The 18948-nt window shown below is 51.4% G+C and carries 20 protein-coding genes; 15 read left to right on the top strand and 5 right to left on the bottom strand.

What is annotated here, in order from left to right; genetic code table 11:
• The first annotated feature begins 22 nt into the window (after positions 1-22).
• Genes gspD through PQQ36_RS16875 form a run of 11 tightly spaced genes read left to right on the top strand, consistent with a single transcriptional unit; the run spans position 23 to position 10376 of the window.
• Positions 23-2044 carry a type II secretion system secretin GspD gene (gene gspD / locus PQQ36_RS16925; RefSeq protein WP_273661873.1) on the top strand — a complete coding sequence of 674 codons (2022 nt, stop codon included), beginning with the start codon at positions 23-25 and terminating at the stop codon, positions 2042-2044.
• Positions 2044-3543, top strand: a complete 1500-nt coding sequence (gene gspE / locus PQQ36_RS16920; protein ID WP_013572576.1) for a type II secretion system ATPase GspE — start codon at positions 2044-2046, stop codon at positions 3541-3543. The genes gspD and gspE overlap by 1 nt, the downstream gene beginning before the upstream one ends.
• Complete coding sequence (gene gspF / locus PQQ36_RS16915) at positions 3543-4760, top strand: type II secretion system inner membrane protein GspF (RefSeq protein ID WP_011078942.1); 1218 nt, start codon at positions 3543-3545, stop codon at positions 4758-4760. Before gspE ends, gspF begins: the two co-directional genes overlap by 1 nt.
• A 53-nt stretch (positions 4761-4813) precedes the next feature.
• The gene (gene gspG, locus PQQ36_RS16910; RefSeq protein ID WP_011078941.1) at positions 4814-5257 is read left to right on the top strand and encodes a type II secretion system major pseudopilin GspG; all 444 of its coding nucleotides are present in this window, start codon (positions 4814-4816) and stop codon (positions 5255-5257) included.
• Positions 5184-5888, top strand: a complete 705-nt coding sequence (gspH, locus tag PQQ36_RS16905; protein ID WP_273661869.1) for a type II secretion system minor pseudopilin GspH — start codon at positions 5184-5186, stop codon at positions 5886-5888. The genes gspG and gspH overlap by 74 nt, the downstream gene beginning before the upstream one ends.
• A complete protein-coding gene (gspI, locus tag PQQ36_RS16900; RefSeq protein ID WP_011078939.1) occupies positions 5881-6243 on the top strand; it encodes a type II secretion system minor pseudopilin GspI in 363 nt (120 codons plus the stop codon). The genes gspH and gspI overlap by 8 nt, the downstream gene beginning before the upstream one ends.
• Positions 6230-6931 (top strand): type II secretion system minor pseudopilin GspJ, encoded by a 702-nt coding sequence (gene gspJ / locus PQQ36_RS16895; RefSeq protein WP_013572574.1) that lies wholly within the window; start codon positions 6230-6232, stop codon positions 6929-6931. The genes gspI and gspJ overlap by 14 nt, the downstream gene beginning before the upstream one ends.
• Positions 6924-7946, top strand: coding sequence for a type II secretion system minor pseudopilin GspK (gspK, locus tag PQQ36_RS16890; protein WP_225458102.1), 1023 nt, complete (start codon positions 6924-6926; stop codon positions 7944-7946). The genes gspJ and gspK overlap by 8 nt, the downstream gene beginning before the upstream one ends.
• Positions 7915-9114 carry a type II secretion system protein GspL gene (gene gspL / locus PQQ36_RS16885; RefSeq protein WP_043920924.1) on the top strand — a complete coding sequence of 400 codons (1200 nt, stop codon included), beginning with the start codon at positions 7915-7917 and terminating at the stop codon, positions 9112-9114. The genes gspK and gspL overlap by 32 nt, the downstream gene beginning before the upstream one ends.
• A gap of 7 nt (positions 9115-9121) precedes the next feature.
• On the top strand, positions 9122-9613 hold the full coding sequence (locus PQQ36_RS16880; RefSeq protein WP_011078935.1) for a type II secretion system protein M: 492 nt from the start codon (positions 9122-9124) through the stop codon (positions 9611-9613).
• A gap of 1 nt (position 9614) precedes the next feature.
• Positions 9615-10376: a type II secretion system protein N gene (locus PQQ36_RS16875; protein WP_011078934.1), complete on the top strand. Its 762-nt coding sequence runs from the start codon at positions 9615-9617 to the stop codon at positions 10374-10376.
• A 126-nt stretch (positions 10377-10502) separates the two neighbouring features.
• Here PQQ36_RS16875 and cysQ read toward each other — a convergent pair whose 3' ends face one another.
• From cysQ to PQQ36_RS16855, 4 genes are all read right to left on the bottom strand, one after another.
• A complete protein-coding gene (gene cysQ, locus PQQ36_RS16870) occupies positions 10503-11330 on the bottom strand; it encodes a 3'(2'),5'-bisphosphate nucleotidase CysQ (RefSeq protein ID WP_045623813.1) in 828 nt (275 codons plus the stop codon).
• A gap of 14 nt (positions 11331-11344) precedes the next feature.
• Positions 11345-11899, bottom strand: coding sequence for an ADP compounds hydrolase NudE (gene nudE, locus PQQ36_RS16865; RefSeq protein WP_011078932.1), 555 nt, complete (start codon positions 11897-11899; stop codon positions 11345-11347).
• A 115-nt stretch (positions 11900-12014) separates the two neighbouring features.
• Entirely contained in the window at positions 12015-12599 is a 585-nt protein-coding gene (nfuA, locus tag PQQ36_RS16860) for a Fe-S biogenesis protein NfuA (RefSeq protein WP_026050270.1), read from the bottom strand.
• Positions 12600-12729: 130 nt separating this feature from the next.
• On the bottom strand, positions 12730-13440 hold the full coding sequence (locus tag PQQ36_RS16855; RefSeq protein ID WP_045596124.1) for an amidophosphoribosyltransferase: 711 nt from the start codon (positions 13438-13440) through the stop codon (positions 12730-12732).
• Positions 13441-13528: 88 nt separating this feature from the next.
• Here PQQ36_RS16855 and bioH point away from each other — a divergent pair, with 88 nt between their 5' ends.
• Positions 13529-14296, top strand: coding sequence for a pimeloyl-ACP methyl ester esterase BioH (gene bioH / locus PQQ36_RS16850; RefSeq protein ID WP_111416669.1), 768 nt, complete (start codon positions 13529-13531; stop codon positions 14294-14296).
• A 137-nt stretch (positions 14297-14433) separates the two neighbouring features.
• The gene (locus tag PQQ36_RS16845; RefSeq protein WP_011078928.1) at positions 14434-14904 is read left to right on the top strand and encodes a hypothetical protein; all 471 of its coding nucleotides are present in this window, start codon (positions 14434-14436) and stop codon (positions 14902-14904) included.
• 82 nt (positions 14905-14986) lie between these two features.
• Here PQQ36_RS16845 and PQQ36_RS16840 read toward each other — a convergent pair whose 3' ends face one another.
• Positions 14987-17311, bottom strand: a complete 2325-nt coding sequence (locus PQQ36_RS16840; protein ID WP_273661867.1) for a Tex family protein — start codon at positions 17309-17311, stop codon at positions 14987-14989.
• A 235-nt stretch (positions 17312-17546) separates the two neighbouring features.
• Between PQQ36_RS16840 and greB the strand changes: the two genes are divergently transcribed.
• Both greB and ompR read left to right on the top strand, forming a co-directional pair.
• The gene (gene greB, locus PQQ36_RS16835; RefSeq protein ID WP_013572566.1) at positions 17547-18029 is read left to right on the top strand and encodes a transcription elongation factor GreB; all 483 of its coding nucleotides are present in this window, start codon (positions 17547-17549) and stop codon (positions 18027-18029) included.
• Positions 18030-18228: 199 nt separating this feature from the next.
• Positions 18229-18948, top strand: coding sequence for an osmolarity response regulator transcription factor OmpR (gene ompR / locus PQQ36_RS16830; protein ID WP_011078925.1), 720 nt, complete (start codon positions 18229-18231; stop codon positions 18946-18948).

The raw sequence follows: 18948 nt of genomic DNA, 5'->3' as shown, positions 1-18948 counted from the left end.
GCGTAAGTTCAGGGAGATAAACGTGAAACATTGGTTTAGCAAAAGCGCTTGGCTACTCGCAGGTACCTTAGCCTGCTCAAGCGGCGTGCTGGCAAACGAGTTTAGTGCAAGCTTTAAAGGCACCGATATTCAAGAGTTCATCAATATTGTCGGTCGAAACTTAGAAAAGACCATCATTGTCGACCCTTCGGTGCGAGGCAAAATTGATGTACGCAGCTACGACGTATTAAATGAAGAGCAGTGCTACAGCTTTTTCCTAAACGTACTTGAAGTGTATGGCTACGCGGTGGTTGAAATGGAAAATGGCGTACTCAAAGTCGTCAAATCCAAAGACTCCAAAACCTCCGCCATTCCCGTCGTCAGTGATGACACCGTGAAGGGCGACAATGTCATTACACGCGTGGTTGCGGTGCGCAATGTCTCCGTGCGAGAGCTGTCTCCTTTGCTACGCCAACTGATTGATAATGCGGGCGCTGGTAACGTGGTGCACTATGATCCGGCCAATATCATCTTGATCACGGGTCGTGCAGCGGTGGTGAATCGTTTGGCAGAAATCATCAAACGTGTGGACCAAGCGGGTGACACCGAAATCGAAGTGGTAGAGCTAGGTAATGCGTCGGCGGCGGAAATGGTCCGTATTGTTGATGCGCTAAACCGCACTACCGATGCGAAAAACACCCCAGAATTTTTGCAGCCAAAATTGGTGGCCGATGAGCGCACCAACTCGATATTGATTTCGGGTGATCCCAAAGTGCGTGATCGCTTGAAGCGTTTGATTCGCCAACTTGATGTGGAAATGGCGAGCAAAGGCAACAACCGTGTTGTTTACCTCAAGTACGCCAAAGCGGAAGACTTAGTCGACGTATTGAAAGGGGTCTCAGACAACTTACAAGCAGAGAAAAACTCCGGTCAAAAGGGCGCGTCTTCACAGCGCAACGATGTGGTGATTGCCGCTCACCAAGGCACCAACTCGCTGGTATTGACCGCGCCGCCCGATATTATGTTGGCGCTGCAAGATGTGATTACCCAGTTAGATATTCGCCGTGCACAAGTGCTGATTGAAGCCTTGATTGTCGAAATGGCAGAGGGCGATGGTGTGAACTTGGGTGTGCAATGGGGTAACCTGGAAACGGGTGCGATGATCCAGTACAGCAACACAGGGGCATCGATTGGCCAAGTAATGATTGGTCTAGAGGAAGCAAAGGATACAACTAAGACTGAAAGCCGTTGGGATCCAGATAAAAATCAGTGGGTGGATCGTCAGTACACTGAAAAAGGGGACTATTCAACACTGGCTTCTGCATTGTCTAAGGTCAATGGCGCGGCCCTCAGTGTCGTGATGGGTGACTGGACGGCGTTGATTAGCGCGGTATCGAGTGATTCCAACTCAAATATCCTGTCTTCCCCAAGTATTACCGTAATGGATAACGGTGAAGCCTCATTTATTGTGGGTGAAGAAGTACCGGTCATCACAGGCTCCACAGCGGGGTCCAATAACGACAACCCATTCCAAACCGTTGACCGCAAAGAAGTGGGCATCAAGCTTAAAGTGGTGCCACAAATTAACGAAGGCGACTCGGTTCAACTGAATATTGAACAGGAAGTGTCAAACGTTTTGGGTGCCAATGGCGCGGTGGACGTACGTTTTGCTAAGCGTCAGCTCAATACCTCGGTGATTGTGCAAGATGGCCAAATGTTGGTGCTCGGCGGCTTGATTGATGAACGTGCGCTAGAGAGTGAATCAAAAGTGCCACTGCTAGGGGATATTCCCGTGCTGGGGCATTTGTTTAAATCAACCAATACTCAAGTTGAAAAGAAAAACCTGATGGTGTTCATCAAGCCAACTATCATTCGTGATGGCATGACGGCCGATGGTATTACCCAGCGTAAGTACAACTACATTCGCGCCGAACAGCTTTACAAAGCGGATCAGGGCCTTAAATTGATGGATGATGGCCACATTCCTGTGTTGCCGAAATTTGGTGAAGACAAACGCCATCCGGCTGAAATTCAAGCCTTTATCGATCAAATGGAACAGCAGTAATGGTAGATATACTGGATACGGCGCCATCGTATCGCCGTTTACCGTTTAGTTTTGCTAACCGCTTTAAAATGGTGCTGGAAGTCGAGCATCCAGAAAGGCCGCCGGTACTTTACTACGTTGAGCCTCTCAATGCGCAGGCGTTAGTTGAAGTCCGTCGTGTGCTCAAACAGACGTTTGTCCCTCAAGCCATTGCCGCTGAAGCGTTTGAAAAAAAACTGACCGAAGCGTACCAACGCGACTCGTCAGAAGCGCGCCAGTTGATGGAAGACATTGGCTCGGATGATGACTTCTTCTCTTTGGCTGAAGAGCTGCCGCAAGATGAAGATTTGCTGGAAGCGGAAGACGATGCGCCGATCATCAAATTGATCAACGCCATGTTGGGCGAAGCGATCAAAGAAGGTGCGTCAGATATTCACATCGAAACGTTCGAGAAAATTCTGTCGATTCGTTTCCGTGTCGATGGCGTTTTGCGCGATGTGTTGTCTCCGAGCCGCAAACTGGCGCCGCTGTTGGTCTCTCGCGTTAAAGTCATGGCCAAACTGGATATTGCAGAAAAACGCGTGCCACAAGATGGCCGTATTTCACTGCGTATCGGTGGTCGTGCGGTCGATGTGCGTGTATCGACCATGCCTTCATCACACGGCGAGCGTGTGGTGATGCGTTTGCTGGATAAAAACGCCACTCGCCTTGACCTGCATAGCCTAGGCATGACGCCGGTGAACCACGACAATTTCCGTCATCTTATCTCGCGTCCTCACGGCATTATCTTGGTCACCGGTCCAACCGGTTCGGGTAAATCCACCACCTTGTACGCTGGCCTGCAAGAGCTGAACAGCAACGAGCGCAACATCTTAACGGTGGAAGATCCGATCGAATTTGATATCGATGGTATCGGCCAAACCCAAGTGAACCCAAAAGTCGACATGACCTTTGCTCGTGGTCTGCGAGCCATTTTGCGTCAAGACCCAGACGTGGTGATGGTTGGGGAAATTCGTGACTTGGAAACCGCGCAAATTGCTGTACAAGCGTCATTGACCGGTCACTTGGTGATGTCAACTTTGCACACCAACACCGCCGTAGGTGCCATTACCCGTCTGCGTGACATGGGTATTGAGCCCTTTTTGATCTCTTCTTCACTGCTGGGCGTGCTGGCTCAGCGCCTGGTACGGACCTTATGCCAAGACTGTAAAGAACCGTACGAGGCTGACAAAGAACAGCGCAAACTGTTTGGCGCGAAGAAGAAAGATGCGCTGACTTTATATCGTGCCAAGGGATGTGAAAAATGTAACCACAAAGGTTATCGTGGCCGTACGGGTATCCATGAGCTGTTGATGGTGGACGATAAAGTCCAAGAGCTGATCCATGCTGAGGCGGGAGAGCAGGCGATGGACAAATACATTCGTGAACATACCCCGAGCATTCGCAGCGACGGTTTAGACAAAGTGTTGCAAGGCGTGACCTCACTGGAAGAAGTGATGCGCGTGACCAAGGAATCTTAATGGCGGCGTTTGAATACAAAGCGCTCGACGCAAAAGGGCGCACCAAAAAAGGCACCTTGGAAGGCGACAATGCCCGCCAAGTACGCCAACGCTTGAAAGAGCAAGGCATGGTGCCCATCGAGGTGATGGAAACCAAAGCCAAGTTGGCCAAAAGCAAATCGTCAGGTGGCTTTAAGCGGGGCATTTCCACTCCCGAACTGTCGTTGATTACTCGTCAGATCTCGACCCTAGTGCAATCGGGTATGCCGCTGGAGGAGTGTCTCAAAGCGGTATCCGATCAAGCAGAGAAGCCTCGTATTCGAGGTATGTTGGCAGCGGTGCGGGCCAAAGTCACAGAAGGTTACACCTTGGCAGACAGCCTGTCAGACTACCCGCATATTTTTGATGAACTGTATCGCTCTATGGTGGCGGCAGGGGAAAAATCGGGTCATTTGGATGCGGTGTTAGAGCGCTTGGCCGATTACTGTGAAAATCGCCAGAAGATGCGTTCTAAGTTACTGCAAGCGATGATTTACCCGGTGGTATTGGTGGTGTTTGCTGTCACGATTGTGGCGTTTTTGCTTGCCACTGTGGTGCCCAAAATCGTCGAGCCGATCATCCAAATGGGTCAAGAGCTGCCACAGTCGACGCAATTTTTGTTGGCGGCGAGTGAGTTTGTTCAAGAGTGGGGATTATTGCTGTTGGGAAGCATCGTGTTTGCCATTTACCTACTCAAAACGGCCTTGAAAAAGCCGAATGTTCGCATGGCGTGGGATCGCCGAATCCTGAGCCTGCCGCTACTGGGTAAAATCTCGAAAGGGTTGAACACCGCTCGATTTGCTCGCACTTTATCCATTTGTACCTCCAGTGCGATTCCCATTTTGGAAGGGATGCGCGTGGCGGTCGATGTAATGTCGAACCAATTCGTCAAACAACAGGTCTTATTGGCGGCAGACAGTGTGCGTGAAGGGGCCAGTCTGCGTAAAGCTTTGGATCAAACTCGCCTTTTTCCACCAATGATGTTGCACATGATTGCCAGTGGAGAACAAAGTGGTGAGTTGGAAAGCATGCTGACGCGTGCCGCGGACAACCAAGACCAAAGTTTTGAATCGACGGTCAATATCGCGTTGGGTATTTTTACCCCAGCGTTGATTGCGCTAATGGCGGGATTGGTGTTGTTCATTGTGATGGCGACACTGATGCCGATGTTGGAAATGAATAATTTAATGAGTGGCTGATTTTGGGGTGCTGAGTGGCTTGGTCATTCGGCCTCATTATTCTGGAGAAAACAATGCAAAATAAAGCAAAAAAACAGGCGGGTTTCACCCTGCTTGAAGTCATGGTTGTGGTGGTGATTCTGGGCATTCTGGCCAGTTTCGTTGTCCCTAACCTGCTAGGTAACAAAGAAAAGGCTGACCAGCAAAAAGCCATTACCGACATCGTCGCGTTGGAAAATGCGCTGGACATGTACAAGTTAGACAACAGCGTGTATCCAACCACCGATCAAGGTTTGGAAGCGTTGGTGACCAAGCCAAGCAGCCCAGAGCCACGCAACTACCGTAATGGCGGTTACATCAAGCGTCTGCCAAAAGACCCTTGGGGTAACGAATACCAATACATGAGCCCTGGCGACAAAGGCACGATTGACATCTTCACCTTAGGTGCAGATGGTCAAGAAGGCGGTGAAGGCGCAGCGGCAGATATTGGCAACTGGAACATGCAAGACTTCCAATAATGGGACGTCGAGTCGAAGAGGCAACCACTTGAAACCACGTTTTTCATCTCGCTTAGCGGGTTTTACACTGATCGAAATTCTGTTGGTGCTGGTGTTGTTGTCTCTGACTGCGGTGGCGGTTATCGCCACCCTTCCCACTCGCAGTGACGAGCGGGGCAAGAAATACGCGCAGAGTTTTTACCAACGATTACAGCTCCTCAACGAAGAAGCGGTACTCAGTGGTAAAGATTTTGGTGTTCGGGTAGAGGAAGAAAAATCGCGCTACACCTTACTCAAATTAGAAGCCGATGGCTGGCAGACGTTGGAGTTGAATAAAATCCCCGCCACCACCGAGCTTGAAGACGAGGTCGCGATGCAACTGACCTTAGGGGGAGGGGCATGGCAGCAAGACGATCGCCTGTTCAATCCGGGCTCTCTGTTTGATGAAGAGATGTTTGCCGATGAAGAAAAAGAGAAAAAACAGCGACCGCCGCAGATTTTCATTTTATCCAGCGGAGAATTGACGCCGTTTTCATTGTCTTTTTATCCCGACGATCAGGACGCGACCGAAAATGGTTGGCGAGTACGAGCCAAAGACACAGGGCAGATTATTCTGCTGGCCCCCGGTGAAGAAGAGCAAGACGATGGTTAGACGACGCAAATACGCAGGCATGACCTTGCTTGAGGTGCTGGTGGCGTTGGCGATATTTGCCACTGCGGCGATGAGCGTGATCCGTGCCGTTAGCCAGCACATCAACACCGTCGGTTATTTGGAGCAGAAGATGTTTGCTGCCATGGTGGCCGACAATCAAATGGCGATGGTGATGCTCAACCCCAAAAACCTAAAAGCCAGCAATGGCGAAGAAGAGTTAGCGGGGCAAACTTGGTATTGGAAAGTCGCACCCGTAGCCACGACCCAGCCGCTGCTGAAAGCGTTTGATGTGAGTGTGGCAGCCGAAAAGCAGGCCAGCCCAATGATTACGGTGAGAAGCTATGTGGCGAAATAAAACGTGGCGAAAGAAAAACACGCGCCAACGTGGCTTTACCCTCATCGAAGTGTTGGTGTCGATTGCCATTTTTGCCACCTTAAGTGTGGCCGCGTATCAGGTGGTCAATCAGGTGCAGCGCAGCAATGAATTATCACAAGAGCGCACCGCACGTTTGAATGAATTGCAACGCGCCTTGGTGATGATGGACAGCGATTTTCGTCAGATAGCGCTGCGTCAAACACGCACCAACGGCGAAGAGCCGAGCAAAAAACTGCTGCATTGGGCGGATTACCTCTTAGATTCAGACAGCAAAGGCATCATGTTCGCGCGTTTAGGTTGGCACAATCCGCAGCAGCAATTTCCTCGCGGGGAGGTCACCAAAGTGGGTTATCGCATCAAAGATGAGCGCTTAGAGCGAGTATGGTGGCGTTACCCAGATACCCCAGCAGGGCAAGAAGGGGTCGTGACTCCGTTACTCAGTGATGTGGAAGAGCTCAATGTGCGTTTTTATGACGGCAAACAGTGGAGCAATGAGTGGAGCAACGAGTTGACCTTACCGGCGGCGATCTCGGTAGAGCTGACGTTGAAAGATTACGGGAAGATCGCGCGAACCTACCTCACTCCAGAGGGGAACTTGCAAAAACAAGCGTCAGGTAGCGAAGACTCCGGGCAAAACAATAGTGGTGGAGCAGGCAACAATGGCTAAATCGAACCGCTCGCGCCAATCTGGAGTGGCACTGATCATCATTTTGTTGTTGCTGGCCATTATGGCCACCATCGCAGGCAGTATGTCTGAGCGTTTGTTTGCACAGTTTAAGCGTGGCACTAACCAGATCAGCTATCAGCAAGCGTACTGGTACAGCATTGGCGTGGAAGCGTTGGCGAAGGTCGGTATTGAGCAAAGTTACAAAGACAGTGACACCATTAACTTAAACCAGCCTTGGGCATTGGAAGAGAAAACCTATCCCTTGGACTATGGCCAAGCGAAAGGACGCATTTTTGATAAGCAAGCGTGCTTTAATCTCAATGCCCTCTCTCCCGTGGTGATGCAAGACGCAGCGGTAGAGCGTCCTTATTTGGTGAAAGTCTTTCGGGCTTTGCTCGAAGAGTCAGGCGTTGAAAGTTATGAATCCGAAGTGATTGCCGACTCCATGTGGGAGTTTGTCGATCCCAATGACGCGGTGCGCTCTGCTTCTGGGGTGGAAGACTCGACTTATGAAGGGATGAAACCCGCCTATTTGGCGGCGAATGGGTACATTGCTGACAGCAGTGAACTGCGCGCGGTTTACCAAGTGTCGGGTGAAATGATGGCGACGCTGCAGCCTTTGGTCTGTGCTTTACCGACCGATGAGTGGCGCTTGAACGTCAATACCATCAGCGCTGAGCAAGCCGCTTTGCTGGTGGCGCTGTTTTCGCCTGCGTTGAGTGAATCTGATGCCAAGCAACTGATAGAAAAACGCCCCTTTGATGGATGGGCGAACATTGATGCTTTTCTTTCAGAATCTGAAATGGCGGGCATCAGCGAAGAAATCAAAAAACAAGCAAAAGCGTATCTTGGCGTTGATAGCCGATACTTTGAATTGGATGCACAGGTGTTAGTCGAGGACTCTCGGGTGAGAATTCGCAGCCTTATGTACAGTAAAAACAGAGAAACCGTGACCGTTGTGCGTCGCCGTTTTGGAGGAATCAGTGAGCGAGTTTCTGACCGTTCGGCTGAGTAGCGAACAATATAGCCCCATTCCTTGGTTGGTTTGGTCATCAAGCCAACAAGAAGTGATCGCCAGTGGGGAGTTGTCGGATTGGCAACAACTGGACGATCTCAAAAATTATGCCGAGCAGAGGCCGATCGTAGTGCTGGTCGCGGCCAGCGATGTGGTGTTAACCGAAGTGGACATCCCACCGGGCGCTTCACGTCAGTTTGAGTCCATGTTGCCTTACCTGCTGGAAGATGAAATCGCCCAAGATGTGGATGATTTGCATTTCTCTGTGTTGGCCAAAGAGAATGGCAAAGCGCAAGTGTGTGGTGTGGATCGTCGTTGGTTGCAACATATGCTTGATGCATTTCGCGCTCAAGGTTTGGATGTCAAACGTGTGCTGCCAGACTCACTGGCGCTGCCACTCGACGACGAAGGCATCAGCGCCGCGCAATTGGGGGAGCAGTGGTTGTTCCGTCATTCTGCCTGCCAAGGCAGCGCAGTCGACGACAGCTGGATGCCCGTCTACTTGAATGCCCTTGCCGGCGAGCAACCCCTTTCTGTCGCCTGCTTTAGCTCGTTGCCTGAGCAGCAAGGTCAAGCGCATTGGCTAAGTCGCCCAGTGGAAATGACCATGGCGTTACTCAGCCAAGGCGTTGCTGATGGTAAATTCTCGCTGCTAACCGGTGAATTTAAGCCGAAAAGCTCGTTCTTTAAGCATTGGAAAGTGTGGCAGAAGGTGGCGATCAGTGGCAGCTTATTGATCGCCGCGTTGGTCGCGCAACAAGTGCTCACGATTCAGCGCTATGAGTCGCAAGCGCAGGCGTATCGAGAAGAGAGCGAGCGCATTTTCCGTCAAGTGATGCCGGGCCGAAACAAGATCCCAACCGTCAGTTACCTCAAACGCCAAATGGAAGACGAAATTCGCCGTTTGTCTGGGGGTGGCGCGGGTGATTCGATGTTGCAGTGGATGGCACAATTGCCGGGTACCATTGGCCAAGTGAAGAACTTTGAAGTGCTGAGCATCAAATACGATGGGAATCGAGGCGAAGTCCGCATTCAGGCGAAAAGTAACGATTTCCAAATTTTTGAACAGGCACGCGTGAAGTTGAGCGAGCAGTTCCAAGTGGAGCAAGGGCAGCTTAACCGCACTGGCGACGCTGTGATTGGCAGCTTTGTGTTAAAGCGTAAGTGAGGAGCAGATGACAAATTTACTCAATATGTTCCAAGCTTGGTGGAGCAGCATTAGCCAGCGTGAGCAACGTTTAGTGGTGGTGTGTGGTGTCTTCGGTCTTATCGGGCTGATTTACTGGGGCGTTTTGCAGCCTATCAATGCGCGCGCTGAGCAAGCTCAGTTACGTATCCAAAGTGAGAAACAGCTACTCAGTTGGGTGAGTGAGAAAGCCGATGAGCTCACCGGTTTACGTGCCAGTGGCGGTGTGTCGTTTTCCAATCAGCCGCTAAACCAAGTCATTGCTTCGTCCGCGCGCCAATTTAAGGTGGAGCTACAACGTGTTCAGCCCCGCAATGAGATGTTGCAAGTGTGGGTCGCTCCGATGCCATTTAACCGTTTAGTGGATTGGCTTACCTTTTTGAAAGAGAAGCAAGGCATTGAAGTGGAATTCATGGACATCGACCGTGGTAAAGAGTCCGGTCTAGTGGAAGTTAACCGATTACAGTTTAAGCGAGGCTAGGGTGAAGCGCGCGATTATTTACAGCCTGATTTTTGTTCTCTTTTTTAGCATCAGTTTACTGTCGAGCATTCCGGTTAGCTTTGCGCTCAATTATTTGCCACCCGTGCGTGGCCTGACGATTGAGGGCACCTCCGGTACGGTGTGGCAGGGCAGTGCAAGCACCATTCGTTGGCAAGGTCAGAGCTTTGGTGAGGTGCATTGGGATTTTCAAACCAGCAAATTGTTCACCGGTAACGTGCAATACGCATTGCGCTTTGGTCGCGGCAGCGATTTGAATCTGCGTGGCAAAGGTTTGGTCGGCTATGGTCTTGGCCAAGGGGCGTATGTGGAAAATCTTGTCGCTTCGTTACCCGCGGAAAAAGTGGCCTCACGTTTGCCCATGCCTTTGCCTCTGCAAGTGGAAGGGCAAGTGGAAGTGAACGTGCGTCACGCGGTTTACCAAGCGCCTTGGTGCGCCAGTGGCACGGGCACGTTAGTGTGGAGTGCCAGTAAAGTCGGTACCCCGATCGGCGCATTGGATTTGGGACCGGTGATTTCCGATTTCACCTGTGAAAATAGCCAATTGTCGGTGAAGGGCGAGCAACAAAGCGCCCAAGTCAGCGCGCAATTCAGTGCTCAAGTGACGCCAAATCGTCAATACACGACCTCGGCTTGGTTTAAACCGGGTGCAGAATTTCCAGCGGCGATGAAATCACAGCTGAGCTGGCTAGGGAACCCGAATGGTCAAGGGCAGTATGAGTTTGACTACCAAGGGCGCTTTTAGCAAGATTGCCTTGGCGCTGAACGCAAAGAAAGATTAATGGCACAAAAAAGCGAGCAGAGCTCGCTTTTTACTTTTCCGTCGGCACGTTTCGCTGGTACTTGCCGCCGGCAGCTAGGTCAACAGTCCCTAGCCTTTGACCTGCAAAATGTCGTTCCACGGCAAATCGGCATCGCCTAATACGATGAAGTTCGGATTTTCCAAGGTGTCTCGTTCGTTATAAGAAAGCGGTTCCAAGTAGGTGCTAAGGATGCGCCCACCGGCTTCTTCCACGATACATTGTGTCGCCGCGGTGTCCCATTCCCCAGTCGGACCAAGGCGCAAATAGCAATCCACGGCTCCTTCTGCGACCAAGCACGCTTTCAACGCCGCAGAGCCTAACGGCACCAAATCGTAATTCCAACTGCTGCTCATACGGCTGGTGATGCGATTGATGTCCTGACGGCGGCTGATGGCAATCGCGATGTTTTGTCCGGGCAGTTCATGTTTGTGGGTTTGAATTTTCAAGCTTTCGTTCATCTCAGGGATCTTCCATGCGCCTTTACCTTGATACGCATAGTAGGTCACGCCTGAAACCGGACCATACACCACGCCCATTACCGGCTTGTTGTTCTCCACTAAGGCGATGATGGTGGCAAAATCGCCGCTGCGGGCGATAAATTCCTGCGTTCCATCAAGAGGGTCCACCAACCAGTAACGGTTCCATTGCGCGCGTTGTTCCAAGCTGATATCCGCCGCTTCTTCAGACAGTACTGGAATGTCCGGGGTTAACTCACTCAGTCGTTGGTTGATCAATTTGTGCGCGGCGAGATCGGCGCTGGTGACCGGCGTCTCATCGCTTTTGGTGTATTCTTGGTACTGCTTACTTTGGTAGATATCTAGAATCAATTGCCCCGCGGTGCGAGCAATATCGATAACTTGCGGCAACAGTGCCGATAAATCCTGTGAGGTAGGCATAACTCTCTTCCTTACTACTTGGCCGGTCGAAGTGCTCTCAGTGCCAATAGTAGCGCTGTGATACTGCGGGATTCACAAAAATCTAAGTGATGAAGAAGTTCTTCTGCCTGCGCGAGTGGCCAACGAACCACTTCAAGTGGCTCTGGCTCATCGCCTTCCAATGTTTCTGGATACAGATCTTGTGCCAAAAACAGCGTCATTTTGCTTGAGAAATAGGAAGGAGCCAGCACCACTTGCTTCAATGGCGTTAATTGTTTCGCGCCAAAGCCGATTTCTTCTTTCAATTCCCGATCCGCTGCTTGTTCGGCGCTTTCCCCCTGATCAATAAGCCCTTTAGGGAAGCCAAGCTCATAGCGCTCTGTACCTGCAGCGTACTCTCTCACTAATAATAGGTCACCTTGCTCAGTAACGGGAACCATCATCACGGCATTTTTACCGCTCGGTTTGAGGCGCTCGTAAATTCGCTCTTCGCCGTTGGAGAAACGCAGTTCAAGGCTTTCGATAGAAAAGAGTCGTGATTGGGCAACGACATTACGATTGAGAATATCGGGTTCTTTCCTTCTGCTCATGACGTTGATTCCTCCTGCAAAACATTGATGACTGGAATATATACTAAAAGAAAAGGTTGGCCCAAGTGTGCCAACCTTTAAATTTCGTCTCAGTTATAACCAAAATGAGAATAACTTAGTAGTATGAGTGATCGCCGCGATCGTGCTCAGTGGCATCGCGAACCGCCGTTAGCTCACCTGAGAATTGCTGTAGTAACTCTTTCTCGATGCCTTCTTTTAGCGTCACGTCGACCATTGAACAACCGTTACAGCCGCCACCAAAGGCAACAATTGCAACACCTGCGTCAGTGATTTCCATCAGTTTCACGTGGCCGCCGTGACCAGCAAGTTGTGGGTTCACTTGAGTTTGAATCGCGTATTCAACACGCTCAAGCAGTGGCGCGTCGTCCGCGACTTTACGCATTTTGGCGTTGGGCGCTTTCAGCGTTAACTGTGAGCCCATTTTGTCGGTCACGTAGTCAATTTCCGCATCTTCAAGGAACGGCAAGCTGAGCTCATCAACGTAGGCAGAAAAGCTTTGGTATGGGATTTCGGTATCGGTAGCTTCTACCGCTTCAGGTGGGCAGTAAGATACGCCACACTCTGCGTTTTGTGTGCCTGGGTTGACGACGAAAACACGAATGTTGGTTCCATCAGGCTGCTGGCCCAATAGATTGGCAAAATGAGTTTGTGCTGCTTCAGTGATAGTAATATTTGACACGACGAATACCCGAGTAAATTTGTAGGTTATTGACGCCATTTTACTCCTGATAACGAAAGGATCTAGTGTTTTGATGAGAAAACATGCTTTAGAGCGCACGCCACACTGTCAAGCGATAGTGACATCCAACTTAATCCTTCTCGGGAGTTCGGCAGAGGCAATAAATATCAATGCTTTCCACGCCGACTGCAAGCAGTAATTGACATAATTGTCGTACCGTACTGCCTGTCGTGACCACATCATCGACAATCGCGACATGCTTGGGAATTGCATGGGGCAGAGCCGAGCGATTGAGGCGAAAGGCACCCGCTAAGTTGCGTTGACGCTGCTGTTTATTGAGCCCTTGCTGTGGCGGAGTGTGCAACAAACGAGTAAACGCGTGAGCAAGGAATGGGCGATTTAATCTCCGGGCCAGTTGCGCCGCCAACACATCGCTTTGATTGAAGCCTCGTAACCATTGCCGACGCCAATGCATCGGCACAGAGAGCAGCAGTGGCGCGGGGCGATCAATGCGTTGGATGAGCAAAGGAGCCAAGCTGGCGCAGTACCAGAACTTGCGCTGATGTTTGATCTGATTGACGTAGTGTGAGGCCGGGAAGCGATAGGGCGTGAGGCAGTAGAGCCTTTGCCAAGGGGGCGGAGATTTCAGGCATTGGCCGCACTGGGGGACAACCGTTAACGTCGGCAGCCCGCAACGTTGGCAACGCGGTTCGGCATCGAACAGGGTTAGGCAGTGCAGGCACCAAAGCGGGTGATGGTCGTGATTCATCGGCAAGCCGCACAGATGACAGAGGCGAGGAAGAGATCGGAGTATTTTTTCACTAAGCCAATCGGTTAACATACGGGCAGTGGGGCGAATGAATCGTGTCGCTAGCGTACTCGACCACATGTGGCGCTTGAGGCTGGAAAAAGTAGGAGTAAGAGGGAAGATGAGCACAGATTTACACTGGCAAACACAAGGTCAGGGCCCCGATTTGGTGTTGCTGCATGGCTGGGGCATGAATGGCGCGGTGTGGCAGCAGGTGGTTGAAAGGCTGGAGCCGCACTTTCGTTTGCATGTGGTGGATCTGCCTGGCTATGGCCACAGTGCCCATCTTCATGCGGCAAGTTTAGAAGAGATTGCCCAGCAGCTTCTCGAGCATGCACCGAAACAAGCTATTTGGGTTGGCTGGTCATTAGGCGGGCTGGTGGCGACGCACATGGCGCTGCATCACGCCGATTACGTCAGTAAGTTAGTGACGGTGGCGAGCTCACCCAAGTTCGCTGAAGAAGCGCGTTGGCGTGGCATTCAGCCACAAGTATTGAGCGCCTTTACCGAGCAGTTGAGTGAAGATTTTCACATCACGGTAGAGCGTTTTATGGCGCTGCAAGCCATGGGCAGCCCTTCTGCACGACAAGATGTGAAAAACCTCAAACAAGCGGTGTTCTCGCGCCCGCAACCCAACCCCCAATCACTTTTGGCTGGGCTGCAAATGCTGGCGGAGGTGGACTTGCGTGACCATCTGCCGCACTTAACCATGCCGATGTTGCGTCTCTATGGCCGTTTGGACGGCTTGGTGCCGATCAAGGTGGCGCAGGATCTGGAGAAAGCGTTACCCACCAGTGAGCAGTTCATTTTCACCCAGTCGTCACACGCGCCTTTTATCACTGAACCAGAGAGCTTTTGCCACCAGTTGCTGAGCTTTGCAGGCAAGTAAGCGAAAAATAAAATTAAACCTGTTCAAATATTGGTCGATACAAGAAGTAACCAAGGCAACTTACTACGGTTAGTGAAGCGGTTTTGGGGCTGTGCAGTGATGTGCATGGTAGGGCGATTCTTTGAGGAGGTATCGCGATGATAGTGTCACCGACCACTGTGAGTGTGCCACTGATCGCCCCATCGGTAAATGTGCAGACAGAGCAGGCCGCGCGCGACAACAGAGTGCGTGAACCTGTGGCGCCAACCGTTGCGTTGGCCAAATCTAACGCGGAACGTAAAGTCAAAAGTGATGATAAACGCCGACGTCAATCTTCGTGGGATCCTTCAGAGCACCCTGGCTATGAGATGGAAACCAATACGCAAGAGATCTCGGTCTATCATGAAGACCCCAAAGACACGCTTGAGCGGCTTTTTGGACTTCTGGCACTGCGAAGTTACAGTGAAGAACAGGGTAAAGGCTACGCAATGCGCTATCGTCTGCCCAAACGTATCTTGGATGCGGCGATAAGAGAAGGGATCATGGAGAAGCGTCGAGCGATCATCAAGTACCATTACGGTCACTCTGTCGCGCCTCATACCCCTTCAGAAGTGATTGCGGTGTTATAGCAAGCAAACACCACCGCAGTGACTGACAATAAAAACCCACTATGAAAGCATAGTGGGTTTTATTTTGCTCAGCGGGCTGCGGTTACTTTTTCGCTTTGGCAAACGCGGCGGCAAACGCACCACCCATGGCACCGCCAAGTGTATTGTCGTTGTCATGGCGACGTGGCGAAGGAGCGCGGCGCTCTTGCTGGCCACGTGGTGTGGCAGCACGTTGGCTGCGATTGTCTTGCCCTGGCTCATCACTGAGGCGCATTGACAGTGCGATACGCTTGCGTTGCACATCCACTTCCATCACTTTGACTTTGACGATGTCGCCCGCTTTAACCACTTCACGCGGATCAGAAACAAAGCGATCGGTCAGTGCTGAAATGTGCACCAAGCCATCTTGGTGAACGCCGATGTCAACAAAGGCGCCAAAGTTGGCCACGTTTGATACTACCCCTTCAAGAATCATCCCCACTTCGAGATCGGACACATTATGAATGCCTTCGGCGAAGGTGGCGGTTTTGAATTCAGGACGAGGGTCTCGGCCCGGTTTATCCAACTCTTTGATGATGTCGGTCACCGTTGGCACACCAAAGTGTTCATCGGTGTAATCCACCGCGCGCAATCCTTTAAGGAAGCCCGAATCGCCAATCAGCGCTTTGACCGCTTTTTGGTTCTTCTCGGCAATCGCTTTGACCACAGGGTAGGCTTCAGGGTGAACTGAAGAGGCATCGAGCGGGTTTTTGCCATCCATAATACGTAGGAAGCCCGCACACTGTTCAAACGCTTTTGGCCCTAAACGTGGCACTTTTTTCAGTGTGGTGCGGCTGTCGAAACGGCCATGTTCATCACGAAAATCGACAATGTTCTGCGCCAACGTGGTCGAGAGACCCGCCACGCGGGTCAGCAGCGCGGCGGAAGCGGTATTCACATCCACACCGACCGCGTTTACACAATCTTCCACCACCGCATCAAGGCGTTTCGCCAGCATGGATTGGCTCACGTCGTGCTGATATTGGCCCACACCGATTGATTTCGGATCGATTTTCACCAGTTCGGCCAGTGGGTCTTGCAGGCGACGAGCAATCGACACCGCGCCACGCAGTGACACGTCCATATTCGGGAACTCTTTGGCCGCCAGCTCTGAGGCGGAGTAGACCGATGCGCCTGCTTCGCTGACCATGATTTTCTGTACTTTGAGATTGCCACGCTGAATCAAATCCGCAGCAAAGGCATCGGTTTCGCGTGAAGCCGTGCCGTTACCAATCGCAATCAAATCGACGTTGTGTTGCTTGATCAACGCGGCCACCGTTTGCATGGCGCGATCGTACTGGTTCTGCGGCACGTGTGGGTAAATGGTGTCGGTGGCCAGCACTTTACCGGTGGCGTCCACCACCGCGACTTTACAACCGGTGCGCAGGCCAGGGTCAAGGCCAAGCGTTGCGCGTGGGCCCGCAGGCGCAGCCATCAACAGATCTTTGAGGTTGGTGGCGAACACTTCAATCGCTTCGATTTCCGCGCGCTCTTTCATTGCCGCCATCAACTCGGTTTCCATGTGCATTGAAACCTTGATGCGCCACGCCCAACTGATGACCTGTTTGCGCCAGTTGTCAGCAGGGGCGCTGCTCAGCGTCACACCATAGTGATCGGCAATCAGGGTTTCGCAATAGGATTGGCGCACACTTTCTTCTTGCTGTGGGTCGGCATTGAGCGTCAGGCTGAGGAAGCCTTCGTTTCGGCCGCGCAGCATCGCCAAAGCGCGGTGAGAAGGCACTTTGCTGATCGCTTCGTTGTGCTCAAAGTAATCTTTGAACTTCTCGCCTTCGTGCTCTTTGCCCGCCACCACGCGTGACACAATTTCGGCATGACGATTGAGGTACTGGCGAATTTTCTCCAGCAAGTTGGCGTCTTCGGCAATGCGCTCCATGATGATGGCACGTGCGCCATCGAGCGCGGCTTTGCTGTCTTCCACCCCTTTGTCGGCATTAATGTAGCGGATCGCTTCGCTTTCTGGCTCGGTTTGCGGGTGGTTCCAAAGTGTATCGGCCAGTGGCTCTAGGCCTGCTTCAATCGCGATTTGCCCTTTGGTACGGCGCTTTGGCTTATAAGGCAGATACAGATCTTCAAGGCGCGTTTTGCTGTCGGCAGTGAGGATCTCACTTTCCAGTTCAGCGGTAAGTTTGCCTTGCTCTTGAATCGATTTAAGAATGGTTTGGCGACGGTCATCCAGCTCGCGCAGATAGGACAAACGGCTGTCAAGGTTGCGCAATTGAGTATCATCTAACCCACCGGTTACCTCTTTACGGTAACGGGCGATAAAAGGAACGGTGTTGCCATCATCAATTAGGGCAACGGCAGCAGTGACTTGCTCAGGGCGAACATTCAGCTCTTGAGCAATCAGACGACAGATAGCTTGGCTCATCCGTGGGATCTCTTTGTTCTTCGTTAGTGGGTCTAATATGGGGACAGTTCGCGTCAGTTTCTACCCTTGTGGGAGAGTGGCTGAGTGACCTGCGTTCATGTTGGTGATCAATAACACGTTTTACCGCCGCTTTTGAGAGTATTGCGTCAAATCTTCGCAGGTGACTGGCAAAGCGCGGCAAAACTCGTTACTTTTCGCTCCATCTGATTCCGTTCGAGCCATTAAGGGAAAGTTCGTGAAAACCAAAATGATTACCCGTGAAGGGTACAACAAGCTCAAGCAAGAGCTCGATTATCTGTGGAAAGAGCACCGCCCTGAGATCACGCAAAAAGTGTCGTGGGCCGCGAGTCTCGGCGATCGCTCAGAAAACGCCGACTACACCTACAACAAGCGTTTGCTGCGTCAAATCGATCGCCGTGTGCGCTTTTTGAGTAAGTTTTTACCGGAAGTCAAAATCGTTGATTACGCACCGCAGCAAGAGGGCAAAGTCTTCTTTGGTGCGTGGGTGGAAATTGAAAACGAAGCGGGTGAAGTGATGAAATTTCGCATCGTCGGCCCGGAAGAGATTTACGGTGATGCCAAAGGCTACATTTCGATTGATTCGCCGATGGCGCGCGCGCTGCTGAAAAAAGAAGTCGATGACGAAGTGCAAGTGCCAACCCCAAGCGGCATCAAAGAGTGGTTCATCAACTCGATTGAATACGACAAAGGGGCGTGATTTCTCTTGTCACCTTTCAAACCCGCCTCGTGCGGGTTTGTTTTATCTTAACGATTAGTGACGTACGACGTTGCAAGCGGGTGGTGCATCCGCTAAAAGTAATAAAGATTAACAATTCTTTGCGCCATAAATGGATAATCGGTGTTACATTTTACCGAACCAAATTTGGTGGAAGCTTATGAAATAGGTGGACGGACACATGCAAGAGAATTTTAAAATTTTAGTGGTTGATGATGATGCTCGCTTGCGTGCGTTGTTGGAGCGTTATCTGTCAGAACAAGGTTTCCAAGTGCGCAGTGTCGCCAATGGGGAACAGATGGATCGCCTATTGACCCGTGAAAACTTCCACTTAATGGTGTTGGATTTAATGCTTCCTGGTGAAGATGGTCTTTCGATTTGTCGTCGTCTGCGTAATGCCAACAACATGTTGCCCATCCTGATGCTAACGGCAAAAGGGGATGAAGTTGACCGCATCGTGGGTTTAGAAGTGGGTGCTGATGACTACCTGCCAAAACCATTCAACCCGCGTGAGTTACTCGCGCGTATAAAAGCAGTGTTGCGTCGTCAAACGATCGAGCTGCCAGGCGCGCCAAGCGCGGAAGAGAAAATTGTCGAGTTTGGTGAGTTTCGTCTTAATTTGGGCACGCGTGAAATGTTCCGTGGTGATGAACCGATGCCACTCACCTCGGGTGAATTTGCGGTACTGAAATCGCTGGTGACCAATGCGCGTGAACCGATGTCGCGTGACAAGCTGATGAACATGGCGCGCGGACGTGAATACTCCGCGATGGAACGTTCCATTGACGTACAAATTTCTCGCCTACGCCGTATGTTGGAAGAGGACCCAAGCAAACCTCGCTACATCCAAACCGTGTGGGGCTTAGGTTATGTGTTTGTTCCTGATGGCAAACCAGCTTAA

This window comes from Vibrio sp. CCUG 15886, assembly GCF_028570825.1.
Lineage (GTDB): Bacteria > Pseudomonadota > Gammaproteobacteria > Enterobacterales > Vibrionaceae > Vibrio > Vibrio vulnificus_B.
The sequence above is the reverse complement of the archived record's forward strand: the minus strand, read 5'-3'. Positions and strand labels throughout refer to the sequence as shown.

Bases quoted from the DNA above. Each gene is read 5' to 3' on its own strand.
- PQQ36_RS16845 (WP_011078928.1), top strand. From the start codon at position 14,434: ATGATAGTGTCACCGACCACTGTGAGTGTGCCACTGATCGCCCCATCG.
- gspI (WP_011078939.1), top strand. From the start codon at position 5,881: ATGGTTAGACGACGCAAATACGCAGGCATGACCTTGCTTGAGGTGCTG.
- PQQ36_RS16840 (WP_273661867.1), bottom strand. From the start codon at position 17,311: ATGAGCCAAGCTATCTGTCGTCTGATTGCTCAAGAGCTGAATGTTCGC.
- nudE (WP_011078932.1), bottom strand. From the start codon at position 11,899: ATGAGCAGAAGGAAAGAACCCGATATTCTCAATCGTAATGTCGTTGCC.
- PQQ36_RS16855 (WP_045596124.1), bottom strand. From the start codon at position 13,440: ATGTTAACCGATTGGCTTAGTGAAAAAATACTCCGATCTCTTCCTCGC.
- gspJ (WP_013572574.1), top strand. From the start codon at position 6,230: ATGTGGCGAAATAAAACGTGGCGAAAGAAAAACACGCGCCAACGTGGC.
- PQQ36_RS16880 (WP_011078935.1), top strand. From the start codon at position 9,122: ATGACAAATTTACTCAATATGTTCCAAGCTTGGTGGAGCAGCATTAGC.
- gspK (WP_225458102.1), top strand. From the start codon at position 6,924: ATGGCTAAATCGAACCGCTCGCGCCAATCTGGAGTGGCACTGATCATC.
- gspE (WP_013572576.1), top strand. From the start codon at position 2,044: ATGGTAGATATACTGGATACGGCGCCATCGTATCGCCGTTTACCGTTT.
- gspG (WP_011078941.1), top strand. From the start codon at position 4,814: ATGCAAAATAAAGCAAAAAAACAGGCGGGTTTCACCCTGCTTGAAGTC.
- gspF (WP_011078942.1), top strand. From the start codon at position 3,543: ATGGCGGCGTTTGAATACAAAGCGCTCGACGCAAAAGGGCGCACCAAA.
- ompR (WP_011078925.1), top strand. From the start codon at position 18,229: ATGCAAGAGAATTTTAAAATTTTAGTGGTTGATGATGATGCTCGCTTG.
- bioH (WP_111416669.1), top strand. From the start codon at position 13,529: ATGAGCACAGATTTACACTGGCAAACACAAGGTCAGGGCCCCGATTTG.
- cysQ (WP_045623813.1), bottom strand. From the start codon at position 11,330: ATGCCTACCTCACAGGATTTATCGGCACTGTTGCCGCAAGTTATCGAT.